The organism is Kosakonia sacchari SP1 (genome assembly GCF_000300455.3).
GTDB classification, from domain to species: Bacteria; Pseudomonadota; Gammaproteobacteria; order Enterobacterales; family Enterobacteriaceae; genus Kosakonia; species Kosakonia sacchari.
Genome location: NZ_CP007215.2, coordinates 4,615,965 through 4,637,397 on the forward strand (window position 1 = coordinate 4,615,965; position 21,433 = coordinate 4,637,397).

Annotated in this window: 17 protein-coding genes; 10 read left to right on the forward strand and 7 right to left on the reverse strand. The window is 54.4% G+C overall.

Translation table 11 applies throughout. The features are described 5' to 3' along the window. Positions 1–97 precede the first annotated feature (97 nt). The 10 genes from thiC to C813_RS44810 all read left to right on the forward strand — a co-directional run bounded on the left by thiC (position 98) and on the right by C813_RS44810 (position 9,160). A complete protein-coding gene (gene thiC / locus C813_RS44765) occupies positions 98–1,990 on the forward strand; it encodes a phosphomethylpyrimidine synthase ThiC (RefSeq protein ID WP_017460016.1) in 1,893 nt (630 codons plus the stop codon). Then, positions 1,990–2,625, forward strand: a complete 636-nt coding sequence (gene thiE, locus C813_RS44770) for a thiamine phosphate synthase (protein ID WP_017460017.1) — start codon at positions 1,990–1,992, stop codon at positions 2,623–2,625. The genes thiC and thiE overlap by 1 nt, the downstream gene beginning before the upstream one ends. Continuing rightward, positions 2,618–3,376 carry a HesA/MoeB/ThiF family protein gene (locus C813_RS44775; RefSeq protein ID WP_017460018.1) on the forward strand — a complete coding sequence of 253 codons (759 nt, stop codon included), beginning with the start codon at positions 2,618–2,620 and terminating at the stop codon, positions 3,374–3,376. The genes thiE and C813_RS44775 overlap by 8 nt, the downstream gene beginning before the upstream one ends. Further along, positions 3,357–3,557 carry a sulfur carrier protein ThiS gene (gene thiS, locus C813_RS44780; RefSeq protein ID WP_017460019.1) on the forward strand — a complete coding sequence of 67 codons (201 nt, stop codon included), beginning with the start codon at positions 3,357–3,359 and terminating at the stop codon, positions 3,555–3,557. Before C813_RS44775 ends, thiS begins: the two co-directional genes overlap by 20 nt. Position 3,558: 1 nt before the next feature. Beyond that, complete coding sequence (thiG, locus tag C813_RS44785; protein ID WP_017460020.1) at positions 3,559–4,329, forward strand: thiazole synthase; 771 nt, start codon at positions 3,559–3,561, stop codon at positions 4,327–4,329. Further along, positions 4,326–5,480 carry a 2-iminoacetate synthase ThiH gene (thiH, locus tag C813_RS44790; protein ID WP_017460021.1) on the forward strand — a complete coding sequence of 385 codons (1,155 nt, stop codon included), beginning with the start codon at positions 4,326–4,328 and terminating at the stop codon, positions 5,478–5,480. The genes thiG and thiH overlap by 4 nt, the downstream gene beginning before the upstream one ends. A 208-nt stretch (positions 5,481–5,688) precedes the next feature. Next, entirely contained in the window at positions 5,689–7,218 is a 1,530-nt protein-coding gene (locus C813_RS44795; protein ID WP_017460022.1) for a sensor domain-containing diguanylate cyclase, read from the forward strand. Positions 7,219–7,363: 145 nt separating this feature from the next. Then, on the forward strand, positions 7,364–7,669 hold the full coding sequence (locus C813_RS44800) for a PTS sugar transporter subunit IIB (protein WP_017460023.1): 306 nt from the start codon (positions 7,364–7,366) through the stop codon (positions 7,667–7,669). Between the two features lie 4 nt (positions 7,670–7,673). Then, positions 7,674–7,991, forward strand: a complete 318-nt coding sequence (locus C813_RS44805) for a PTS lactose/cellobiose transporter subunit IIA (protein WP_017460024.1) — start codon at positions 7,674–7,676, stop codon at positions 7,989–7,991. Between the two features lie 137 nt (positions 7,992–8,128). Beyond that, positions 8,129–9,160, forward strand: coding sequence for a helix-turn-helix domain-containing protein (locus C813_RS44810; RefSeq protein WP_017460025.1), 1,032 nt, complete (start codon positions 8,129–8,131; stop codon positions 9,158–9,160). Here C813_RS44810 and C813_RS44815 read toward each other — a convergent pair. From C813_RS44815 to rplK, 7 genes are all read right to left on the reverse strand, one after another. Then, positions 9,117–10,151 (reverse strand): alpha/beta hydrolase family protein, encoded by a 1,035-nt coding sequence (locus tag C813_RS44815; RefSeq protein WP_017460026.1) that lies wholly within the window; start codon positions 10,149–10,151, stop codon positions 9,117–9,119. The two genes, C813_RS44810 and C813_RS44815, sit on opposite strands and share 44 nt — an antisense overlap. A 144-nt stretch (positions 10,152–10,295) precedes the next feature. Further along, positions 10,296–14,519, reverse strand: coding sequence for a DNA-directed RNA polymerase subunit beta' (gene rpoC, locus C813_RS44820; protein ID WP_017460027.1), 4,224 nt, complete (start codon positions 14,517–14,519; stop codon positions 10,296–10,298). 76 nt (positions 14,520–14,595) lie between these two features. Next, a complete protein-coding gene (gene rpoB / locus C813_RS44825; protein WP_017460028.1) occupies positions 14,596–18,624 on the reverse strand; it encodes a DNA-directed RNA polymerase subunit beta in 4,029 nt (1,342 codons plus the stop codon). A gap of 324 nt (positions 18,625–18,948) precedes the next feature. Beyond that, complete coding sequence (gene rplL, locus C813_RS44830; protein WP_014882064.1) at positions 18,949–19,317, reverse strand: 50S ribosomal protein L7/L12; 369 nt, start codon at positions 19,315–19,317, stop codon at positions 18,949–18,951. 66 nt (positions 19,318–19,383) lie between these two features. Continuing rightward, on the reverse strand, positions 19,384–19,881 hold the full coding sequence (gene rplJ / locus C813_RS44835; RefSeq protein WP_002438625.1) for a 50S ribosomal protein L10: 498 nt from the start codon (positions 19,879–19,881) through the stop codon (positions 19,384–19,386). Positions 19,882–20,181: 300 nt separating this feature from the next. Then, positions 20,182–20,886: a 50S ribosomal protein L1 gene (gene rplA, locus C813_RS44840; RefSeq protein WP_017460030.1), complete on the reverse strand. Its 705-nt coding sequence runs from the start codon at positions 20,884–20,886 to the stop codon at positions 20,182–20,184. A gap of 3 nt (positions 20,887–20,889) precedes the next feature. Then, positions 20,890–21,318, reverse strand: a complete 429-nt coding sequence (gene rplK / locus C813_RS44845; protein WP_002438627.1) for a 50S ribosomal protein L11 — start codon at positions 21,316–21,318, stop codon at positions 20,890–20,892. Positions 21,319–21,433 lie beyond the last annotated feature (115 nt).

Here is a 21,433-nt window from a genome sequence, read left to right on the forward strand (position 1 = left end):
AGTAATCCATTCACATCAACCACCCTCACGGGCGGTTTGCTGCCATTACTCCATCCGTCGTCTGACAAGCCATATCCTTTACATTCTGGAATGAGCTATGTCTGAAAAACTTACACGCCGTGAACAACGCGCCCATGCGCAACACTTCATCGACACGCTGGAAGGCACCGCTTTCCCCAACTCACGCCGCATCTACATCACCGGTTCGCAACCTGATATTCGCATTCCGATGCGCGAAATCCAGCTGAGTCCAACGCTTACCGGCGGCACAAAAGAACACCCGCTGTTTGAAGAGAACGAAGCGGTACCGGTGTACGACACCTCGGGCCCATATGGCGATCCGGAGATTGCGATTGATGTCCAGCAAGGGCTGGCGAAACTGCGCGCACCGTGGATTGCCGCCCGTGACGACAGCGAAACGCTGGAACAACGCAGCTCTGTCTATACCAACGAACGGCTGGCCGATGACGGACTCGACGAACTGCGTTTTCGCGGTTTACTGACGCCGCGCCGTGCGAAAGCTGGTCAGTGCGTCACGCAGTTGCACTATGCCCGCAAAGGCATCGTCACGCCGGAGATGGAGTTCATCGCCATTCGCGAAAACATGGGCCGCGAGCGCATTCGCAGCGAAGTGTTACGCAGGCAGCATCCGGGTGAGGGTTTTGGCGCCAGGCTGCCGGAAAACATCACGCCGGAATTTGTGCGCGATGAAGTCGCCGCCGGGAGGGCGATTATCCCAGCTAATATTAACCACCCGGAATCGGAACCGATGATCATTGGTCGCAACTTCCTGGTGAAGGTGAACGCCAATATCGGCAACTCGGCGGTCACTTCCTCGATCGAAGAGGAGGTGGAAAAACTGGTCTGGTCGACGCGCTGGGGCGCGGACACGGTCATGGATTTATCCACCGGCCGTTATATCCATGAAACCCGCGAATGGATCCTGCGTAACAGCCCGGTACCGATCGGTACAGTGCCGATCTACCAGGCGCTGGAGAAGGTCAACGGGATCGCCGAAGATCTCACCTGGGAGGCGTTTCGCGACACGCTGCTGGAGCAGGCGGAGCAAGGGGTGGACTATTTCACCATCCACGCAGGTGTGCTGTTGCGCTATGTGCCAATGACCGCGCAGCGCCTGACAGGCATTGTCTCGCGCGGCGGCTCGATCATGGCGAAATGGTGCCTCTCCCATCATCAGGAAAACTTCCTCTACACCCACTTTCGCGAGATCTGCGAAATCTGCGCCGCCTATGACGTTTCGCTATCGCTTGGCGATGGCTTGCGCCCAGGCTCCATTCAGGACGCCAACGACGAAGCGCAGTTTGCCGAGCTACACACGCTTGGCGAACTGACCAAAATCGCCTGGGAGTATGACGTCCAGGTGATGATTGAAGGCCCGGGGCATGTGCCAATGCAGATGATCCGCCGCAACATGACCGAGGAGCTGGAGCACTGCCACGAAGCGCCGTTCTATACGCTGGGGCCGCTAACCACCGATATCGCGCCGGGTTATGACCACTTCACCTCCGGTATTGGCGCGGCGATGATCGGCTGGTTTGGCTGCGCGATGCTCTGTTATGTCACGCCGAAAGAACACCTTGGCCTGCCGAACAAAGAGGACGTCAAACAGGGGCTCATCACCTACAAGATCGCCGCTCACGCCGCCGATCTGGCTAAAGGTCACCCTGGCGCGCAGATCCGTGACAACGCCATGTCGAAAGCGCGTTTTGAGTTCCGCTGGGAAGATCAATTCAACCTCGCGCTCGATCCGTTTACCGCACGCGCCTACCACGATGAAACGCTACCGCAGGAATCCGGCAAAGTGGCGCACTTCTGCTCCATGTGCGGGCCGAAATTCTGCTCAATGAAAATCTCGCAAGAGGTGCGTGACTACGCAGCAACCCAGGCGATTGAAGTCGGCATGGCGGATAAATCCAGCGATTTCCGCGCACGCGGCGGCGAGATATACCTGAAAAAGGAGAAAGCCTGATGTATCAGCCCGATTTCCCGCCGGTGCCTTTTCGCCTCGGGCTTTACCCGGTGGTCGACAGCGTCGAATGGATTGCCCGTTTACTGGAAGCGGGCGTGCGCACCCTGCAACTACGCATTAAGGATAAGCGCGACGAAGAGGTTGAAGCGGATGTAGTTGCAGCCATCGCGCTTGGCCGCCGCGTTAACGCACGGCTGTTTATTAACGACTACTGGCGACTGGCGATCAAACACCATGCCTACGGTGTGCATCTTGGTCAGGAAGATCTGGAAACGACCGATTTAAGCGCCATTCGCTCGGCGGGTTTGCGCCTTGGCGTCTCCACGCATGACGATATGGAAATCGACGTTGCGCTGGCGGCGCGCCCCTCTTACATCGCGCTGGGGCATGTCTTTCCCACGCACACCAAACAGATGCCTTCTGCCCCGCAGGGGCTGGAACAACTGGCGCGTCATATTGCACGGCTGGAAGATTATCCAACCGTTGCTATCGGCGGTATCAGCCTTGCGCGTGCGCCGGATGTATTGGCAACCGGCGTGGGCAGCATTGCAGTAGTCAGCGCCATTACCCAGGCGGATGACTGGCAACAAGCAACGCATCAGTTGTTACAACTGGCGGGGGTGGGCGATGAATGATCGCGATTTTATGCGCTACAGCCGCCAGATCCTGCTGGAGGATATCGCGGTTACCGGTCAGCAAAAACTGCTCGCCAGCCGGGTATTAATTGTCGGCCTCGGTGGCCTTGGCGCACCGGCGGCGGTCTACCTTGCTGGCGCAGGGATCGGCACGCTGGTACTGGCAGATGACGACGCCGTACACCTGAGCAACTTGCAGCGGCAGATTTTATTTACCACTGACGATATCAACCAGCCGAAAACCCAGGTCACCGCGCAGCGCCTGCACAGATTAAACCCGGATATTGAGCTGATTACGCTCCAGCAGCGCTTAAGCAGCGAGGTTCTGCGCGAGCAGGTTCAGCAGGCCGATGTGGTGCTCGACTGTAGCGACAATATGCTGACGCGCCAGGCGATCAACGCCGCCTGCGTGGCGCTGGAGACACCGCTTATCACCGCCAGCGCGGTCGGTTTTGGTGGTCAATTGATGGTGCTGACACCGCCCTGGCAACAGGGTTGCTACCGCTGTTTATGGCCGGACGACAGCGAGCCAGAACGCAACTGTCGCACCGCCGGTATTGTCGGCCCGGTGGTCGGCATTATGGGTGCCATGCAGGCGCTGGAAGCCATCAAATTGCTGAACGGCCTGCACACCACCAGCGGTGAGTTGCGCCTGTTCGACGCGCGCACCAATCTTTGGCGCACGCTGGCATTGCACGCTTCCCGCCAGTGCCCGGTTTGTGGAGGGCGACATGCAGATACGCTTCAATGACGAGTCGATGAACTGCGTCGCCGGGCTTTCCGTCGCGACTTTGCTTGAGCAACTCAATCAGCTCAAACCCGGTGTCGCGCTGGCCGTTAATCAACAGATCCTGCCGCGCGAGCAGTGGGAAAACCACCTTGTGCAGGACGGCGATCACATCCTGCTGTTTCAGGTTATCGCAGGGGGCTGAGATGTTACGTATTGCAGAAAAAGAGTTCACTTCACGGCTTTTTACCGGCACCGGCAAGTTCGCCACGCCACAACTGATGGTCGAGGCAATTCACGCGTCGGGCAGCGAACTGGTAACGCTAGCGATGAAGCGCGTCGACCTGCGCCAGCGCACCGATATGCTGTTGCAACCCTTGCTGGATGCGGGTGTGACGTTGCTGCCTAACACCTCCGGGGCGAAAAACGCCGAAGAGGCGATTTTCGCCGCGCAACTGGCGCGGGAAGCGCTCGGCACACACTGGCTAAAACTGGAAATTCACCCGGATGCCCGCTGGCTGCTGCCCGATCCGATTGAAACGTTGCGCGCAGCGGAAAAACTGGTGCAGATGGGCTTTGTGGTTCTGCCCTATTGCAGTGCCGATCCGGTACTGTGCAAGCGGCTTGAAGAGGTGGGTTGCGCTGCGGTCATGCCGCTGGGCGCGCCAATCGGTTCCAACCAAGGGCTGGAAACCCGCGCCATGCTGGAGATTATTATCGAGCAGGCGAATGTGCCGGTGGTGGTCGATGCCGGGATCGGTGCCCCCAGCCACGCGGCGCAGGCGCTGGAGATGGGGGCTGACGCGGTGCTGGTGAATACCGCGATAGCGGTCGCCGACGACCCGGTCAACATGGCGCGCGCTTTTCGCCTGGCGGTCGAGGCTGGAACGCTGGCCCGTCAGGCCGTACCGGGCGCTCGCCAACGTTACGCACAGGCCACCAGCCCGCTCACCGGTTTTCTGGAGGGGACATTATGAGCACCTTCACCGACCGCTGGCGGCAACTGGACTGGGACGATATCCTCCTGCGCATCCACAGTAAAACCGCCGCCGATGTCGAACGCGCACTCAATGCCCGGCAACCAACGCGCGACGATATGATGGCGCTGCTCTCCCCCGCCGCCGCGGGTTTTCTTGAACCGATGGCACAGCAAGCGCAGCGGCTCACGCGCCAACGTTTTGGCAACACTGTCAGCTTTTATGTTCCGCTTTATCTTTCTAACCTTTGCGCCAATGACTGCACCTATTGCGGGTTTTCGATGAGCAATCATCTGAAGCGCAAAACGCTGGATGAGCAGGAGATTGCACGTGAATGCGCGGCCATACGCGAACTGGGGTTTGAGCATCTGTTGCTGGTCACTGGTGAGCACCAGGGCAAAGTCGGGATGGACTATTTTCGCCGCCATATGCCGGCGATCCGCCGCCAGTTCGCCTCGTTGCAAATGGAAGTGCAGCCGCTCTCCGAGCCGGAATACGCCGAGCTGAAAAACCTTGGTCTTGATGGCGTAATGGTCTACCAGGAAACGTACCACGAAGGCCAGTACGCACGTCACCATCTGCGCGGTAAAAAACAGGACTTCTTCTGGCGGCTGGAGACGCCGGACAGGCTGGGCCGTGCGGGTATCGACAAGATCGGACTCGGCGCGTTAATGGGTCTGTCCGACAGCTGGCGGGTGGATTGCTATATGGTTGCCGAACATTTGCTGTGGCTGCAACAGCGCTACTGGAAAAGCCGTTATTCCATCTCTTTCCCCCGCCTGCGCCCTTGCGCGGGAGGCGTGGAACCGGCGTCGGTGATGGATGAGCGGCAACTGGTGCAAACCATTTGCGCGTTTCGCCTGCTGGCACCGGATACGGAGCTGTCGCTATCCACGCGCGAGTCACCGCACTTTCGCGATCACGTGATTCCGCTGGCGATTAATAACGTAAGCGCCTTTTCCAAAACGCAGCCGGGCGGCTATGCCGATAATCACCCGGAGCTGGAGCAATTTTCGCCCCATGATGAGCGCCGACCGCAGGAGGTTGCCGACGCGCTGATCGCCCGTGGGCTGCAACCGGTGTGGAAAGACTGGGATAGCTGGCTGGGACGTGCGCCGCAAAAAAGTCGCAACTCGCAGATAACGGGTTAACACGTTTTCGGCCTGTTACGTAAAAGCAAAATCGGGCGATAGCGGCTTGTCGCCCGAACAGTCATGCTTGCGCTGTCAGGTTATGAGACTGACCGGAGCGGGCGCTCTTCCTCTCTTCCGCTCCGCCTTACTCACTTCAGGTACGCTATCTCTTGCGCAGCCCCTATACTGTTAACAGTTCCTCTTTTGCATGTTCAAGGACAAGAAAATGCATATCAAACAACTTTCATTTATAAGACCAATTCTGGTGAGCCTTGCCGGGATCCTCGTCAGTTTTGTGATCATCGCGATAATGATTATCGTCGGTATGCGCAAAGAGACGCTGGAGGAGTACCACGATGTGAATCGCAATTTCGCGCATAACCTGGCGGTGAACTACACCCAGTCGATCCTGCGCGAAAACGACTATATTCTTAATCGCGCCACTGCGTTCTTTGCCCATGATAATCAGTTAGACGCCACCGTAACTGGCGATCGGGACAAGGGACTGAAATTACTGATGCAGTTACTGGCACTGATGCCGTCGGTGTCGTCGATTTCTCTCGCCGACTCGCGCGGCGTTTATCTGCGCGCACCGCAGGTGATGGGCAGCGGTGAGAATTTCAATGCCAGTACGCGTCCGTGGTTTATGCACCAGGCGGAAGCCAGCATGTTTAATCACTATACCCGTACCTATATGGATTTTTTTACCCATAACCCGACGGTCAGCATCTATAAACCGGTAATAGCGCCAGACGGTAAATTAAAAGGGACGCTGGCTTTTCACCTTGATCTGGCTTCAATGGGTTTCACCCTGCGCACCATGCAACCTCCGATGCCTGGCGAATTCTTCGTTATCGACGGCGAAGGCAAAGCGATGTTGCACCCGGACACTGGCGCGTTATTCAAGACACTTATCAGCCCGGCAATACTCGCAGCGATGACCAGTGCTGAAGGCGCGCTTTTCGATGAAAAAAATGCGTGCTGGTATTACTACTACGCCTTCACCAACCCGGAGTGGTTTGTGATCTATAAAGTGTCCGCCAGCACACTGGATAAACGCGTCCACCATCAGATTCAGCTTGTTGGTTGGGGGTTCACCACGGCGGCGGTGTTTATCATTCTGTTTGGCCTCTATTTACGCCACAGCTCGCGCACGGTGCTGATCAACATTATTGATGCGATAAAAACCGGTGATGTAACCCGCGCCCCACGGCTCGAAGCGATGCTGAGCAAAGCGATTGAAAGCAGTAAAGAGCGGGAACAAACGTGGGTGCGGCAGGCAACCATGGATGCACTGACCAATTGTAAGAATCGCCGCGCCTTTGATGCCGATATTGCCGCGCTGATGAACGATCATCAGCCGTTCGCGCTGGCTCTGGTGGATATCGATAACTTCAAATCCATTAACGATACCTGGGGCCATTTGAATGGCGACATCGTGCTGCGCAACGTAGCGCGCGAAGGTATCCAGATCCTGCAGCCGCAGGGGATTTCGCTCTATCGCTACGGTGGCGAAGAGTTCGCGGTGATTTTCCCGCATGCACATATTGATAACGCGCTGGCGCTACTGGAGCAGTGGCGTGTGAAAGTGGAGAACCGTACCTGGCGCGAAAAAGAGCTACTGGTCACTTTTAGCGCCGGTTTGGGCGAGTGGAATATGGAACCGCTGAACCAATTAGTCGGGCGTGTGGATGAAGCGCTTTATAAAGCGAAGCAGCAAGGTAAGAACCGGATTCTACTGGTGAATCATCCGTAACCGGGCGGCGCTTCGCAAGGTTGCAACCGGTTTCATGTTATGCAGGGATTCTTTGTGATGCCCTACACACAATCGCGGTAAAGCGGTTGTTGAACCCAACAGCGCGGGATAATTATCACCTATCCCATCAACACCGAGGCTGACTATGAAAAACATCGTTTTATGCTGTGCAGCAGGTATGTCCACCAGCATGTTGGTGCAACGCATGAAAGACGCGGCGCAGAAAAAAGGCGTCGAGGTCACTATCAAAGCGGTTCCTGTTGCGGAATTTAAAGATGAAATTGCAACAGCGGATATCGTGTTGCTGGGCCCGCAGGTGAAATACGAGCAGGCAAAATTGCAGGCGCAGGCGGATCCGCTGGGTAAGAAAGTGGCGGTTATCGACATGATGGATTACGGCATGATGAAAGGCGATGTCGTTCTGGAAAAAGCCCTTAAGTTACTGGAGTGAATGCGTGGAAGATTTAGAAACCATCATTATGGAGTTGTTGGTTAACGCGGGCGCGGCGCGTAGCCAGGCATTAACCGCGTTACAGATGGCGCGTAAAGGCGACTTTGCGGAAGCAGAAAAAGCGATGGAAGAGTCGCGCGAATTCGTTAAAGCCGCGCATAAAATTCAAACCCAGCTTATCGGGCTCGATGAAGGCACCGGTAAACTGCCGGTGAATTTGATCACCGTTCATTCGCAGGATCACCTGATGAACGCGATGGTGATTCAGGATCTGGCAACCGATATGATCGAGCTTTACCGCCGCATACCGCCGCGTGATTAAGGCACCGCTTCAATACGACGACTCTGCCCGCTCTGGCGGGCTTTTTTTCGCGCCGCTAAAAGTCGTGAGGTGTTTTTCGCCCCCATTTATGGCACAACATGGCATTCGATACTGTTTTTTTACGATCCAGGTGACTTGTGCCAGCCATTCCATTTCCCTTTTACACGCTCTCCATCTTGCTGATTTTGCTATTGAAGGTTTGCCTGCAACGGGCATCAGGTTTCCGCAGCACAGCGGTGTTTATTGGCGCCTGCACCCTGCTGGTACTGATGTCCGCCCTGCGCTGGCAATTCGATGCTCTGTTTTTACGTCAATTACAATCGATGGTAGCCATAGTGCTGCCTCCGCTGGCATGGCACTGTTTCGCTCACTTTACCGGACGTAATCGCAGGCAAAAGTTTGCACTCTTCGCACTCCCACCCGCCATTGCTTTGGTGTTCAATTTGGCTGCGCCTGATACCACCGACATCGTGCTGGTATTGCTGTATCTCGGTTACGGTGCAGGGTTAATCACAACCGCCAGGCAAGGCGCCGATGTGTTTGTCTTCTCGCGTCTAAGCGAGGCCACAATAACATCGCGCATGGCGCTGCTGGCGGGTAGTTTCCTGTGCTTTTCCGCGCTGACCGATCTGGCTATTGCGCTGGATTTTCATTTTTATCATGGTCAACAGGCACCACAACTGGTGGCGATCTCCCAGGCAATCTTGCTGCCGTTTATCTGCCTGGCCATTGTTTATCGCGGTAAAACCGCGCCCGTTGAGTTGCCAACCTCGTCTATCGAACACGAAGCCAGTGCGGATGACAAAGACCAGCTTGCCACTTATCAGCGCATTGAAGCCCGCGTTCGCGAACAACACCTTTTCCTGAATACCGACCTGACGCTTAACACGCTGGCAAAAAAATTGGGCATTCCTGCACGACAGATCTCGCGAGCAGTTAACCAGACATGCGGCTGCAATGTCTCGCAGTGGATCAACCGTTTTCGTATTCACTATGCACAGCAGCTATTACGCAATTCCGACGCGCCGGTGACAGCGATCATGCTGGACTCAGGGTTTGCTACCAAGTCTAACTTTAATCGCGAGTTTATCCGTATTAGTGGGATGAGCCCGACGGATTACCGTCTCACATCGGAGAATAAACCAGTGTCTGTTGCAGAAACGCGCTGATTTGCTTAAAGAGGCGTTGATGAATTTCTGCCCGGCTAAAGCTAACTCCGTCCTGGCAGACGATCCCTTCTCCTGGATCTTGCGCGTCGATTAATGCAGCCGCACCCGGCTTGCATAATTGCATAAAGCTAAAATGCGTCGCCCCCTCTACGTGAACATAACGCTGGTGAGCGACCGGTATGTGTTCTGCAAGATAACCCGATTCGAGACGGGCAGGCAGTTCATCGCTATCTGCCTGCGCCGCCATGACCAGTACTGGAATAGTTATCTGCTTAAGGCTTTCTGGCGTGAAGCCACGCGCCAGGCCGAGATCGAGCGAAACCACCGCTTTGATCCGTGAGTCACGCATATTCAGCGACAACATGTCGCTTGCTGAGGGCTGATCGATGCCCAGCGTAGAAGCCAGCTTGCAACCCGACAGCACAGCATATTGCTGACAATCAGCCATAAAACGGCGGCTATCAAAACGCCCACCAGCGAGCTCCAGAACCGTCCAGCCTCCCAGGGAGTGACCCAGCGCCGCAATACGTTGCGTATCCACCAACCCCGCGAGATCAGGCTCAGCAAGCAGTTTATCCAGCACGTGGTGGAGATCCTGTGGACGTAGCCAAAGCTGTTTTGCATCTTGCGGTTTTTTATTGCGCGTCGTGGTCCCCGGATGATCGGGCGCGGCGACGATATACCCCTCATCCGCCATCTGCTGCGCCAGCCAGTTAAGATTACGCCAGTTGCCGCCGTAACCGTGCGAAATCAATAACAGCGGATGAGCGCCAGCAGCGGGTTTTGCATCGCGTAACGCAGCAGTACCGCTAAAGACGATGTTCTCTCCCACGGTTTCCGCTTTACCGCGTTCTGGCGTGGGATACCAGACCGCGACATCCAGCGGGCGGGCACTGTTTTCTTCCATGCGTAGCTGGCGAAAAGCGGTTTCAGCATGTGCCATGCCGCCAAACAAAATAGTAAGTAATAGAAGGGTGATACGTGAAGTCATAGTACGTTCCTGGTGAGTTAACCGTCGCGAAGATTCTGCAACTCGCCGTGCGTACACTGCGTCCTGAAACGCGATCGAGGTCTTAAAATCTGAATTTCAGGCATAAAAAAACCCGCCGAAGCGGGTTTTTATTACGCGAAACGATTACTCGTTGTCGGAACCACCCAGACCTGCGTTCAGCAGTTCTGCCAGGCTCGCGGACGCATCTTCCGCAGTCACCTGCGGTGCTGCCGGCAGTTCGCCAGCGGCGCGACGGCGCATACGATCCTGGTGGTACGCATAACCGGTACCAGCCGGGATCAAACGACCCACGATAACGTTCTCTTTCAGACCGCGCAGTTCGTCGCGTTTGCCCGCAACGGCTGCTTCGGTAAGCACACGAGTAGTCTCCTGGAACGATGCCGCGGAGATGAAGGACTCGGTTGCCAGAGACGCTTTGGTGATACCCAGCAGATCGCGTGCATAGGTTGCACCGATTTTGCCTGCTGCTTCCAGATCGCGGTTAGCGATCTTGACGCGAGAGTATTCAACCTGCTCACCTTCCAGGAAGTCGGAGCTTCCTGCGTTAACGATGGTGGCTTTACGCAGCATCTGACGAACGATAACTTCGATGTGCTTATCGTTGATCTTAACGCCCTGCAGACGGTAAACGTCCTGTACTTCGTTGGTGATATAACGCGTTACCGCGTGTACGCCACGAAGACGCAGAATGTCGTGCGGTGCTTCCGGACCGTCGGAAACCACGTCACCACGTTCTACACGTTCACCTTCAAACACGTTGAGCTGACGCCATTTCGGAATCATCTCTTCGTACGGCTCGCTACCGTCAACCGGCGTGATCACCAGACGGCGTTTCCCTTTGGTTTCTTTACCGAAGGAAATGATGCCGCTGATTTCAGCCAGGATTGCCGGCTCTTTCGGACGACGTGCTTCGAACAGATCCGCAACGCGCGGCAGACCACCGGTGATGTCCTTGGTACCGCTGGATTCCTGCGGAATACGCGCCAGCGCATCACCCGCACCGATCTGGATGCCATCTTCCAACTGGACGATCGCTTTACCCGGCAGGAAGTACTGCGCAGGCATGTCGGTGCCCGGGATCAGAACGTCGTTGCCGTTAGCGTCAACGATTTTCAGCGCCGGACGCAGGTCTTTACCACCCGCGGTACGCTCTGCGGAGTCCAGAACCACCAGCGAAGAGAGACCGGTCAGTTCGTCGGTCTGACGCGTAATCGTCTGGCCGTCGATCATATCAGTGAAGCGGATGAAACCAGCCACTTCAGTGATAACCGGCATGGTATGCGGATCCCAGTTTGCAACGGTTTCACCGCCAGCAACCTGCTCGCCATCACCTTTCGCCATGACCGCACCGTAAGGTACTTTATAGCTTTCTTTGGTACGACCGAATTCGTCGATCAGTTTCAGCTCAGTGTTACGCGAGGTGATAACCAGTTTGCCGCTGGAGTTCACAACCGTCTTCGCGTTGCTCAGGCGGATGCTACCTTTGTTTTTCACCTGGATGCTGGATTCAGCAGCCGCACGAGATGCCGCACCACCGATGTGGAACGTACGCATCGTCAGCTGTGTACCCGGTTCACCGATGGACTGTGCCGCGATAACGCCGATGGCTTCACCTTTGTTGATGATGTGGCCACGCGCCAGGTCACGGCCATAGCAGTGGGCGCACACACCAAAGTCGGTGTCACACGATACAACAGAACGCACTTTCACTGAGTCAACAGAGTTCGCTTCCAGCAGGTCACACCACTGTTCGTGCAGCAGCGTGTTGCGCGGAACCAGAATATCTGCGGTACCCGGCTTCAGAATGTCTTCTGCGGTTACACGACCCAGAACGCGATCGCGCAGCGGCTCTTTAACATCACCACCTTCGATAACCGGCGTCATGGTGATGCCTTCCAGCGTGCCACAATCGTCTTCGGTTACGACCAGATCCTGCGCCACGTCAACCAGACGACGGGTCAGGTAACCGGAGTTCGCGGTTTTCAGTGCGGTATCCGCCAGACCTTTACGCGCACCGTGCGTGGAGATGAAGTACTGGAGTACGTTCAGACCTTCACGGAAGTTCGCGGTGATCGGCGTTTCGATGATGGAGCCATCCGGCTTCGCCATCAGACCACGCATACCAGCAAGCTGACGAATCTGGGCTGCAGAACCACGCGCACCGGAGTCGGCCATCATGTAGATGCTGTTAAAGGAAACCTGCTGCTCTTCAACGCCGTCACGGTTAATAACGGTTTCGGTTTGCAGGTTATCCATCATCGCTTTGGATACGCGATCGTTCGCCGCGGCCCAAATATCGATAACTTTGTTGTAACGTTCGCCAGCGGTTACCAGGCCAGACTGGAACTGCTCCTGAATCTCAGCAACTTCAGCTTCCGCTTCGCTGATGATTTCGTGTTTCTTCTCCGGGATGACCATGTCATCAATACCAACGGATGCACCTGAACGCGCTGCATAAGCAAAGCCGGTGTACATCGTCTGGTCCGCGAAGATAACGGTTGGTTTCAGGCCCAGAATGCGGTAACACGTGTTCAGCATTTTGGAAATAGCTTTCTTGCCCAGCGCCTGGTTGACGATGGAGAAAGGCAGACCTTTCGGAACGATCATCCACAGAATCGCACGGCCAACGGTCGTGTCTTTCAGGCTGGTTTTCGCTACGAATTCGCCGTTAGCGTCTTTTTCATATTCAGTGATACGCACTTTAACGCGTGCATGCAGAGAGGCCAGGCCAGCGCGGTAAATACGCTCAGCTTCTTTCGGGCCAGTCAGCACCATGCCTTCGCCTTTGGCGTTAACACAGTCACGGGTCATGTAGTACAGACCCAATACAACGTCCTGAGACGGAACGATGATAGGTTCGCCGTTCGCCGGAGACAGAATGTTGTTGGTGGACATCATCAGCGCACGCGCTTCCAGCTGGGCTTCCAGCGTCAGCGGTACGTGAACAGCCATCTGGTCACCATCGAAGTCGGCGTTATATGCCGCACAAACCAGCGGGTGCAGCTGGATAGCTTTACCTTCGATCAGTACCGGTTCAAACGCCTGGATACCCAGACGGTGCAGTGTTGGTGCACGGTTCAGCAGTACCGGGTGTTCGCGGATCACTTCGTCCAGGATATCCCAAACGACAGCTTCTTCGCGCTCAACCATTTTCTTCGCGGCTTTGATGGTGGTGGCGAGGCCACGCAGTTCCAGCTTGCCGTAGATAAACGGTTTGAACAGCTCCAGTGCCATTTTCTTCGGCAGACCGCACTGATGCAGACGCAGGTATGGGCCTACGGTGATCACAGAACGACCGGAGTAGTCAACACGCTTACCGAGCAGGTTCTGACGGAAACGACCCTGTTTACCTTTGATCATATCGGCCAAAGATTTCAGCGGACGTTTGTTGGAACCGGTGATCGCACGACCGCGACGGCCGTTATCCAGCAGGGCGTCAACCGCTTCCTGCAGCATACGTTTTTCGTTGCGTACGATGATGTCCGGTGCCGCCAGATCCAGCAGGCGTTTCAGACGGTTGTTACGGTTGATCACGCGACGGTACAGATCGTTCAGATCCGACGTTGCGAAACGACCACCGTCCAGCGGAACCAGCGGACGCAGGTCCGGCGGCAGCACTGGCAGAACGGTCAGGATCATCCACTCCGGTTTGTTACCAGACTGTACGAACGCTTCCAGCAGCTTGATACGCTTGGTCAGCTTCTTACGTTTGGTTTCGGAGTTGGTTTCGTTCAGCTCTTCGCGCAGCTGTTCGCACTCTTGCTCCAGATCCATGCTTTTCAGCAGGGCCTGAATAGCTTCGGCGCCCATTTTCGCGTCGAATTCGTCACCGAACTCTTCCAGCGCGTCCAGGTACTGTTCTTCGGTCAGGATCTGGTTACGTTCCAGATTGGTCATACCGCCTTCGATAACCACATAGGATTCGAAGTACAGAACACGTTCGATATCGCGCAGCGGCATATCCAGCAGCAGGCCGATACGGGACGGCAGAGATTTCAGAAACCAAATGTGGGCGGTCGGAGACGCCAGCTCGATGTGGCCCATGCGCTCACGACGCACTTTTGTCTGGGTCACTTCAACGCCGCACTTCTCACAGATCACACCACGGTGTTTCAGGCGCTTGTACTTACCGCACAGGCACTCGTAATCTTTTACTGGCCCGAAAATACGCGCACAGAAAAGGCCGTCACGCTCAGGTTTGAACGTACGGTAGTTGATGGTTTCCGGCTTCTTAACTTCACCAAAAGACCATGAACGGATCATGTCTGGCGAGGCCAGAGCAATTTTGATCGCATCAAACTCTTCGGTTTTAGTTTGCGCTTTCAGAAACTTTAATAAGTCTTTCACGGATTTGCTCCCGTCGGAGTTAGCACAATCTGGCGCCGGGTTTTACCCCGACACCAGTGACCTGTTTGAGCGAGAGTTACTCGTCTTCCAGCTCGATGTTGATACCCAGCGAACGAATCTCTTTCAACAGTACGTTGAAGGACTCAGGCATACCCGGTTCCATCTGATGGTTGCCGTCCACGATGTTTTTATACATCTTGGTGCGACCATTCACGTCATCAGACTTAACGGTGAGCATTTCCTGCAGGGTGTATGCCGCGCCGTATGCTTCCAGCGCCCACACTTCCATCTCCCCGAAGCGCTGACCACCGAACTGCGCCTTACCACCCAGCGGCTGCTGAGTAACCAGGCTGTAAGAACCGGTAGAACGCGCATGCATCTTGTCATCAACCAGGTGGTTCAGTTTCAGCATGTACATGTAGCCAACGGTAACCTGGCGCTCGAATTGCTCACCGGTACGACCGTCGAACAGTGTGATCTGACCGGAAGTCGGCAGGCCACCCAGCTGTAACAGTTCCTTGATTTCAGACTCTTTCGCACCGTCGAATACCGGCGTTGCGATCGGCATACCTTTACGCAGGTTTTCCGCCAGACGCAGAACTTCCTCATCGCTGAAGGTGCTCAGGTCGACTTTCTGACGAACGTCAGCGCCCAGATCGTATGCACGCTGGATGAACTCGCGCAGTTTCGCGACTTCTTGCTGCTGCTTCAGCATGGCGTTGATCTTGTCGCCGATACCTTTCGCAGCCATACCCAGGTGGGTTTCAAGGATCTGACCGATGTTCATACGAGACGGTACGCCCAGCGGGTTCAGTACGATGTCAACCGGCGTGCCGTTTTCATCGTATGGCATATCTTCGATCGGGTTGATCTTAGAGATAACACCCTTGTTACCGTGACGGCCTGCCATTTTATCACCAGGCTGGATCTGACGTTTAACGGCCAGATAAACCTTAACGATTTTCAGCACGCCCGGTGCCAGATCATCGCCCTGAGTGATTTTGCGGCGTTTCGCTTCGAGTTTTTTCTCGAACTCGTGTTTCAGTTCGTCATACTGCTCAGCCAGTTGTTCCAGCTGATTTTGTTTCGCTTCGTCGGTCAGGCCGAGTTCCAGCCAGCGGTCGCGCGGCAACTTGTCGAGCTTGTCAGCTTCAACACCACCGGAAACCAGCACGCTGTGGATACGGCTAAACAGGCCAGCTTCGAGGATCTGCAGTTCTTCAGACAGGTCTTTCTTCGCCTGTTTGAGCTGCATTTCTTCGATTTCCAGCGCACGTTTGTCTTTTTCCACGCCATCGCGGGTAAAGACCTGAACGTCGATAACGGTACCGGAAACACCGTTCGGTACGCGCAGAGAAGAGTCTTTAACGTCAGACGCTTTCTCACCGAAGATCGCGCGCAGCAGTTTCTCTTCTGGCGTCAGCTGGGTTTCACCTTTCGGCGTTACCTTACCAACCAGAATGTCGCCGCCGGTCACTTCCGCACCGATGTAAACGATACCGGATTCATCCAGTTTGGAGAGCGCGGCTTCACCCACGTTCGGGATGTCTGCAGTGATCTCTTCTGGCCCCAGCTTGGTGTCACGGGACACGCACGCCAGTTCCTGGATGTGAATAGTGGTGAAACGATCTTCCTGAACCACACGCTCGGAGACGAGGATGGAGTCTTCGAAGTTGTAACCGTTCCACGGCATGAACGCTACGCGCATGTTCTGACCGAGCGCCAGTTCACCGAGGTCGGTGGACGGGCCGTCTGCCAGCACGTCGCCGCGCTCAATTGGCTCACCCAGATAAACACACGGCATCTGGTTGATGCAGGTGTTCTGGTTAGAACGGGTATATTTGGTCAGGTTATAGATGTCGATACCTGCTTCGCCCGGGTACATCTCATCTTCGTTAACTTTGATAACGATACGAGAGGCATCCACGTACTGAACAGTACCGCCACGTTTAGCAACTGCGGTTACACCGGAGTCAACGGCAACAGCACGTTCCATACCGGTACCAACCAGCGGCTTGTCAGCGCGCAGAGTCGGAACCGCCTGACGTTGCATGTTCGCACCCATCAATGCACGGTTGGCGTCATCGTGTTCCAGGAACGGGATCAGGGACGCACCGACAGAAACCACCTGCTGGGTGGAAACGTCCATGTAGTCAACCTGGTCTGCGCTAAAGAGGCTGGATTCGCCTTTGCTGCGGCAGGTTACCAGATCGTCTACGAAACGACCTTCTTCCGTCAGGTTGGTGTTCGCCTGAGCGATAACGTAGTTACCTTCCTCGATAGCAGAAAGATAATGGATCTCGTCAGTCACAACGCCATCGGTCACTTTACGGTACGGCGTTTCGAGGAAGCCGTATTCGTTAGTCTGTGCGTACACGGACAAGGAGTTGATCAGACCGATGTTCGGACCTTCAGGCGTTTCGATCGGACATACGCGCCCGTAGTGGGTCGGGTGTACGTCTCGAACTTCAAAGCCTGCGCGCTCACGAGTCAGACCGCCCGGGCCGAGTGCAGAGATACGACGTTTGTGCGTAATCTCGGACAGCGGGTTGTTCTGGTCCATAAACTGTGACAGCTGGCTGGAACCGAAGAACTCTTTAACGGCTGCAGAGATAGGCTTCGCGTTGATCATATCCTGCGGCATCAGGGTATCCAGATCGCCCAGAGACAGACGCTCTTTCACCGCACGTTCTACACGAACCAGGCCAACGCGGAATTGGTTTTCCGCCATTTCGCCTACGGAACGGATACGACGGTTGCCGAGGTGGTCGATATCATCCACTTCACCGATGCCGTTACGGATACCGATGAGCTTTTTCATCACTTCGATGATGTCTTCTTTGCTCAGGATACCGGAACCTTCGATGCTGTCGCGCAGCAGAGAACGGTTGAACTTCATACGACCAACCGCAGAGAGATCGTAGCGGTCTTCGGAGAAGAACAGGTTCTCGAACAGGCTTTCCGCAGCTTCGCGAGTCGGCGGCTCACCGGGGCGCATCATGCGGTAGATTTCTACCAGCGCGCTCAGACGATCGTTGGTCGGGTCGACGCGTACCGTCTCAGACATGTACGGACCGTGATCCAAATCGTTGGTGAACAGGGTTTCGATACGTTTGTGACCAGACTGGCTCAGCTTCGCCAGCAGATCGAGCGACAGCTCCATGTTTGCCGGGCAGATCAACTCGCCAGTGGATTCGTCAACGTAGTCTTTAGCCGCAACTTTGCCTGCGATGTACTCAACCGGTACTTCAATATGTTGAATTTCGTCTTTTTCCAGCTGACGAATATGGCGCGCGGTAATACGACGGCCTTTCTCAACATACATTTTGCCGTTTGCTTCGATGTCGAAGGATGCAGTTTCGCCACGCAGGCGTTCCGGCACCAGTTCCATCTGCAACTTGTTATCGCGGATTTCAAAGACAACTTTTTCAAAGAACAGATCAAGAATCTGCTCAGTGGTGTAGTTCAACGCGCGCAGAATAATGGTCGCCGGCAGTTTGCGGCGGCGGTCGATACGCACGAAGAGGTTATCTTTCGGGTCGAACTCGAAGTCCAGCCATGACCCACGGTAAGGAATAATACGTGCGTTATAAAGCACCTTACCAGATGAGTGGGTTTTACCCTTATCGCTGTCGAAGAAGACGCCAGGACTACGGTGCAGCTGAGAAACGATAACACGCTCAGTACCGTTGATAACAAAGGTACCGTTGTCGGTCATGAGCGGAATTTCGCCCATGTAGACTTCTTGTTCTTTAATGTCTTTAACGGTGCCTTCCGGCGCTTCGCGCTCGTAGATCACCAGACGCAGTTTTACGCGCAGCGGAGCGGAATACGTTACGCCACGGATCTGACATTCTTTAACATCAAAAACAGGTTCGCCAAGACGGTAGCTGACGTATTGCAGTTCCGAATTGCCGCTGTAGCTCTTAATCGGGAACACGGAGCGGAAAGCCGCTTCCAGACCGTACTGCCCTTCAGGATCTTGCTCGATAAACTTCTGGAACGAGTCAAGCTGGATAGAAAGGAGATATGGGACATCCAGTACTTGTGGACGTTTACCAAAATCCTTACGAATACGTTTTTTCTCGGTATAGGAGTAAACCATAGGGTTCCTCAGCTCGCTGACAAGTCGACCCACTCTGTCCGTCGAAAGGGACAGTTTATGCAACACTATTTTTTTAGACCGGAAAGTGGAGCACTTTCCGCAATGCTTGTTGCTATCACGCTTAAATCATTTCATTGCGATTTACACAGAAAGAACTTTCTGTCGCAGTATATTAAGTCGTCGATAGAAACAAGCATTGTAAAGGCTACTGGCAGTCAAACAGTGTGAAACGCTACCGGTACCTTCTACAGCGCAAAAAGGCTGGTGACCAAAAAGTCACCAGCCATCAGCCTAATTTCTCAGGCTGCAACCGGAAGGGTTGGCTTATTTAACTTCAACTTCAGCGCCAGCTTCTTCCAGAGATTTTTTCAGAGCTTCAGCATCATCTTTGCTCACGCCTTCTTTCAGAGCGGCCGGAGCAGATTCTACCAGGTCTTTAGCTTCTTTCAGACCCAGGCCAGTTGCGCCACGTACTGCTTTGATAACAGCAACTTTGTTAGCGCCAGCGGCTTTCAGAATTACGTCGAACTCAGTTTTTTCTTCAGCAGCATCAGCAGCCGGGCCAGCAGCAACAGCTACAGCAGCAGCAGCAGAAACACCGAATTTTTCTTCCATTGCAGAGATCAGTTCTACAACGTCCATTACGGACATAGCGGCAACTGCTTCAATGATTTGATCTTTAGTGATAGACATTTAAATTGTTCCTGAATATCAGAATAAGTTTATACGTAAGCAAATGCTTTATAAAGAAAACTGCGATTAAGCAGCTTCTTTCGCATCGCGTACAGCAGCCAGAGTACGAACCAGTTTGCCAGCAGAGGCTTCTTTCATGGTTGCCATCAGGCGTGCAATTGCTTCTTCGTAGGTCGGCAGGGTTGCCAGGCGATCGATCTGGGACGCCGGGATCAACTCACCTTCAAAGGCAGCGGCTTTGACCTCAAATTTTGCATTCGCTTTCGCGAACTCTTTGAACAGACGAGCAGCAGCGCCCGGGTGTTCCATAGAGTATGCAATCAGGGTCGGACCAACGAACGCGTCTTTCAGGCACTCAAACTGAGTACCCTCAACAACACGGCGCAGCAGGGTGTTGCGAACAACACGCATGTAAACGCCGGCTTCGCGACCTGCTTTACGCAGTTCGGTCATTTTATCTACGGTAACGCCACGGGAATCCGCAACAACCGCAGACAGCGCGCCTTTGGCTACTTCGCTGACTTCAGCAACAATCGCTTGTTTGTCTTGAAGATTTAAAGCCATTAGCTTTGCTCCTGGATGTTTGCCAGGGCTCATGCCCTGGAACTCACTTCACTCTTCTCAATGAAAAGAGCGTCTTAATACGGTGAGCAGAAACAAGCCAAAGAGTACTTTAAAAATAATCTTTAGGTTCTGTCACCGTCTACGCAGGGAATTAAGCTTCTTACGAAACACCTGCGGTCTTCGACGGAGGCCTGGATTAGGCCAGGCTCCAACGAACAAATCTGTTTGTTTGCTAACTTACGCTAGCAAAACGTGGGGGTAAGATTGTAGACAAATCCACCACCCACGTAAAGGCGAATATTAGTTCGCTACTGCGTTCAGACCAGCCTGGTCTACCGCAACACCCGCACCCATGGTGGTGGAGATGCTAATTTTCTTGATGTACACGCCTTTCGCCTGAGACGGTTTTGCTTTTTTCAGCGCAACCAGCAGGGATTCCAGGTTTTCTTTCAACTTATCAGCGTCAAAATCCACTTTACCGATGGTGGTATGGATGATGCCGTTTTTGTCGTTACGGTAACGAACCTGACCCGCTTTAGCGTTTTTAACCGCTTCAGCAACATTCGGCGTTACGGTACCAACTTTCGGGTTTGGCATCAGGCCACGCGGACCCAGAACCTGGCCCAGCTGACCAACAACGCGCATTGCATCCGGAGAAGCAATAACAACGTCGAAGTTCATTTCGCCTTTTTTGATCTGCTCAGCCAGATCTTCCATACCTACCAGCTCAGCACCAGCTGCTTTAGCAGCTTCAGCGTTCGGGCCCTGGGTAAATACGGCTACGCGAACAGAACGGCCAGTACCATGCGGCAGTACAGTTGCACCACGTACGTTCTGGTCAGATTTACGCGCGTCGATGCCGAGGTTAACAGCAACGTCTACGCTTTCTACGAATTTAGCAGTGGCCAGCTCTTTCAGCAGAGCAATGGCTTCGTTGATGTCGTACTGTTTAGTCGCATCAACTTTGTCACGGATCACGCGCATGCGCTTGGTCAGTTTAGCCATTTCTTAATCCTCCACTACCAGGCCCATGGAACGCGCAGTACCTTCGATTGAGCGAGTCATCGCTTCAATGTCAGCACCGGTCATGTCCGCGGCTTTAGTCTGAGCAATTTCCTGCACCTGAGCGCGGGTTACTTTGCCCACTTTGTCTTTGTTCGGCTTGCCGGAACCAGACTTGATACCAGCCGCTTTCTTCAGCAGAACTGCTGCCGGAGGCGTTTTGGTAACGAAAGTGAAGGAGCGGTCAGCGTAAACGGTAATAACAACCGGAATCGGCAGACCTTTTTCGATGGAATCAGTTTTGGCGTTGAACGCTTTACAGAATTCCATGATGTTAACACCCTGCTGACCCAGAGCCGGACCAACCGGTGGGCTCGGGTTTGCCATGCCAGCTGCAACCTGCAGCTTGACGTAGGCCTGGACTTTCTTAGCCATTGAAATTTCCTCGTTTGGGTATAGCGCCTCGAAAGGCTCCCCGTGTTTGAATACGTTTTACGGATACGAGACCCATAAAAACAAAAGGCGCGAAATTGTATGTCAATTTCGCGCC

Coding starts and splice junctions, on each gene's coding strand:
- thiC (WP_017460016.1), top strand. CDS start 98: ATGTCTGAAAAACTTACACGCCGTGAACAACGCGCCCATGCGCAACAC.
- thiE (WP_017460017.1), top strand. CDS start 1,990: ATGTATCAGCCCGATTTCCCGCCGGTGCCTTTTCGCCTCGGGCTTTAC.
- C813_RS44775 (WP_017460018.1), top strand. CDS start 2,618: ATGAATGATCGCGATTTTATGCGCTACAGCCGCCAGATCCTGCTGGAG.
- thiS (WP_017460019.1), top strand. CDS start 3,357: ATGCAGATACGCTTCAATGACGAGTCGATGAACTGCGTCGCCGGGCTT.
- thiG (WP_017460020.1), top strand. CDS start 3,559: ATGTTACGTATTGCAGAAAAAGAGTTCACTTCACGGCTTTTTACCGGC.
- thiH (WP_017460021.1), top strand. CDS start 4,326: ATGAGCACCTTCACCGACCGCTGGCGGCAACTGGACTGGGACGATATC.
- C813_RS44795 (WP_017460022.1), top strand. CDS start 5,689: ATGCATATCAAACAACTTTCATTTATAAGACCAATTCTGGTGAGCCTT.
- C813_RS44800 (WP_017460023.1), top strand. CDS start 7,364: ATGAAAAACATCGTTTTATGCTGTGCAGCAGGTATGTCCACCAGCATG.
- C813_RS44815 (WP_017460026.1), bottom strand. CDS start 10,151: ATGACTTCACGTATCACCCTTCTATTACTTACTATTTTGTTTGGCGGC.
- rpoB (WP_017460028.1), bottom strand. CDS start 18,624: ATGGTTTACTCCTATACCGAGAAAAAACGTATTCGTAAGGATTTTGGT.
- rplL (WP_014882064.1), bottom strand. CDS start 19,317: ATGTCTATCACTAAAGATCAAATCATTGAAGCAGTTGCCGCTATGTCC.
- rplJ (WP_002438625.1), bottom strand. CDS start 19,881: ATGGCTTTAAATCTTCAAGACAAACAAGCGATTGTTGCTGAAGTCAGC.
- rplA (WP_017460030.1), bottom strand. CDS start 20,886: ATGGCTAAACTGACCAAGCGCATGCGCGTGATCCGTGACAAAGTTGAT.
- rplK (WP_002438627.1), bottom strand. CDS start 21,318: ATGGCTAAGAAAGTCCAGGCCTACGTCAAGCTGCAGGTTGCAGCTGGC.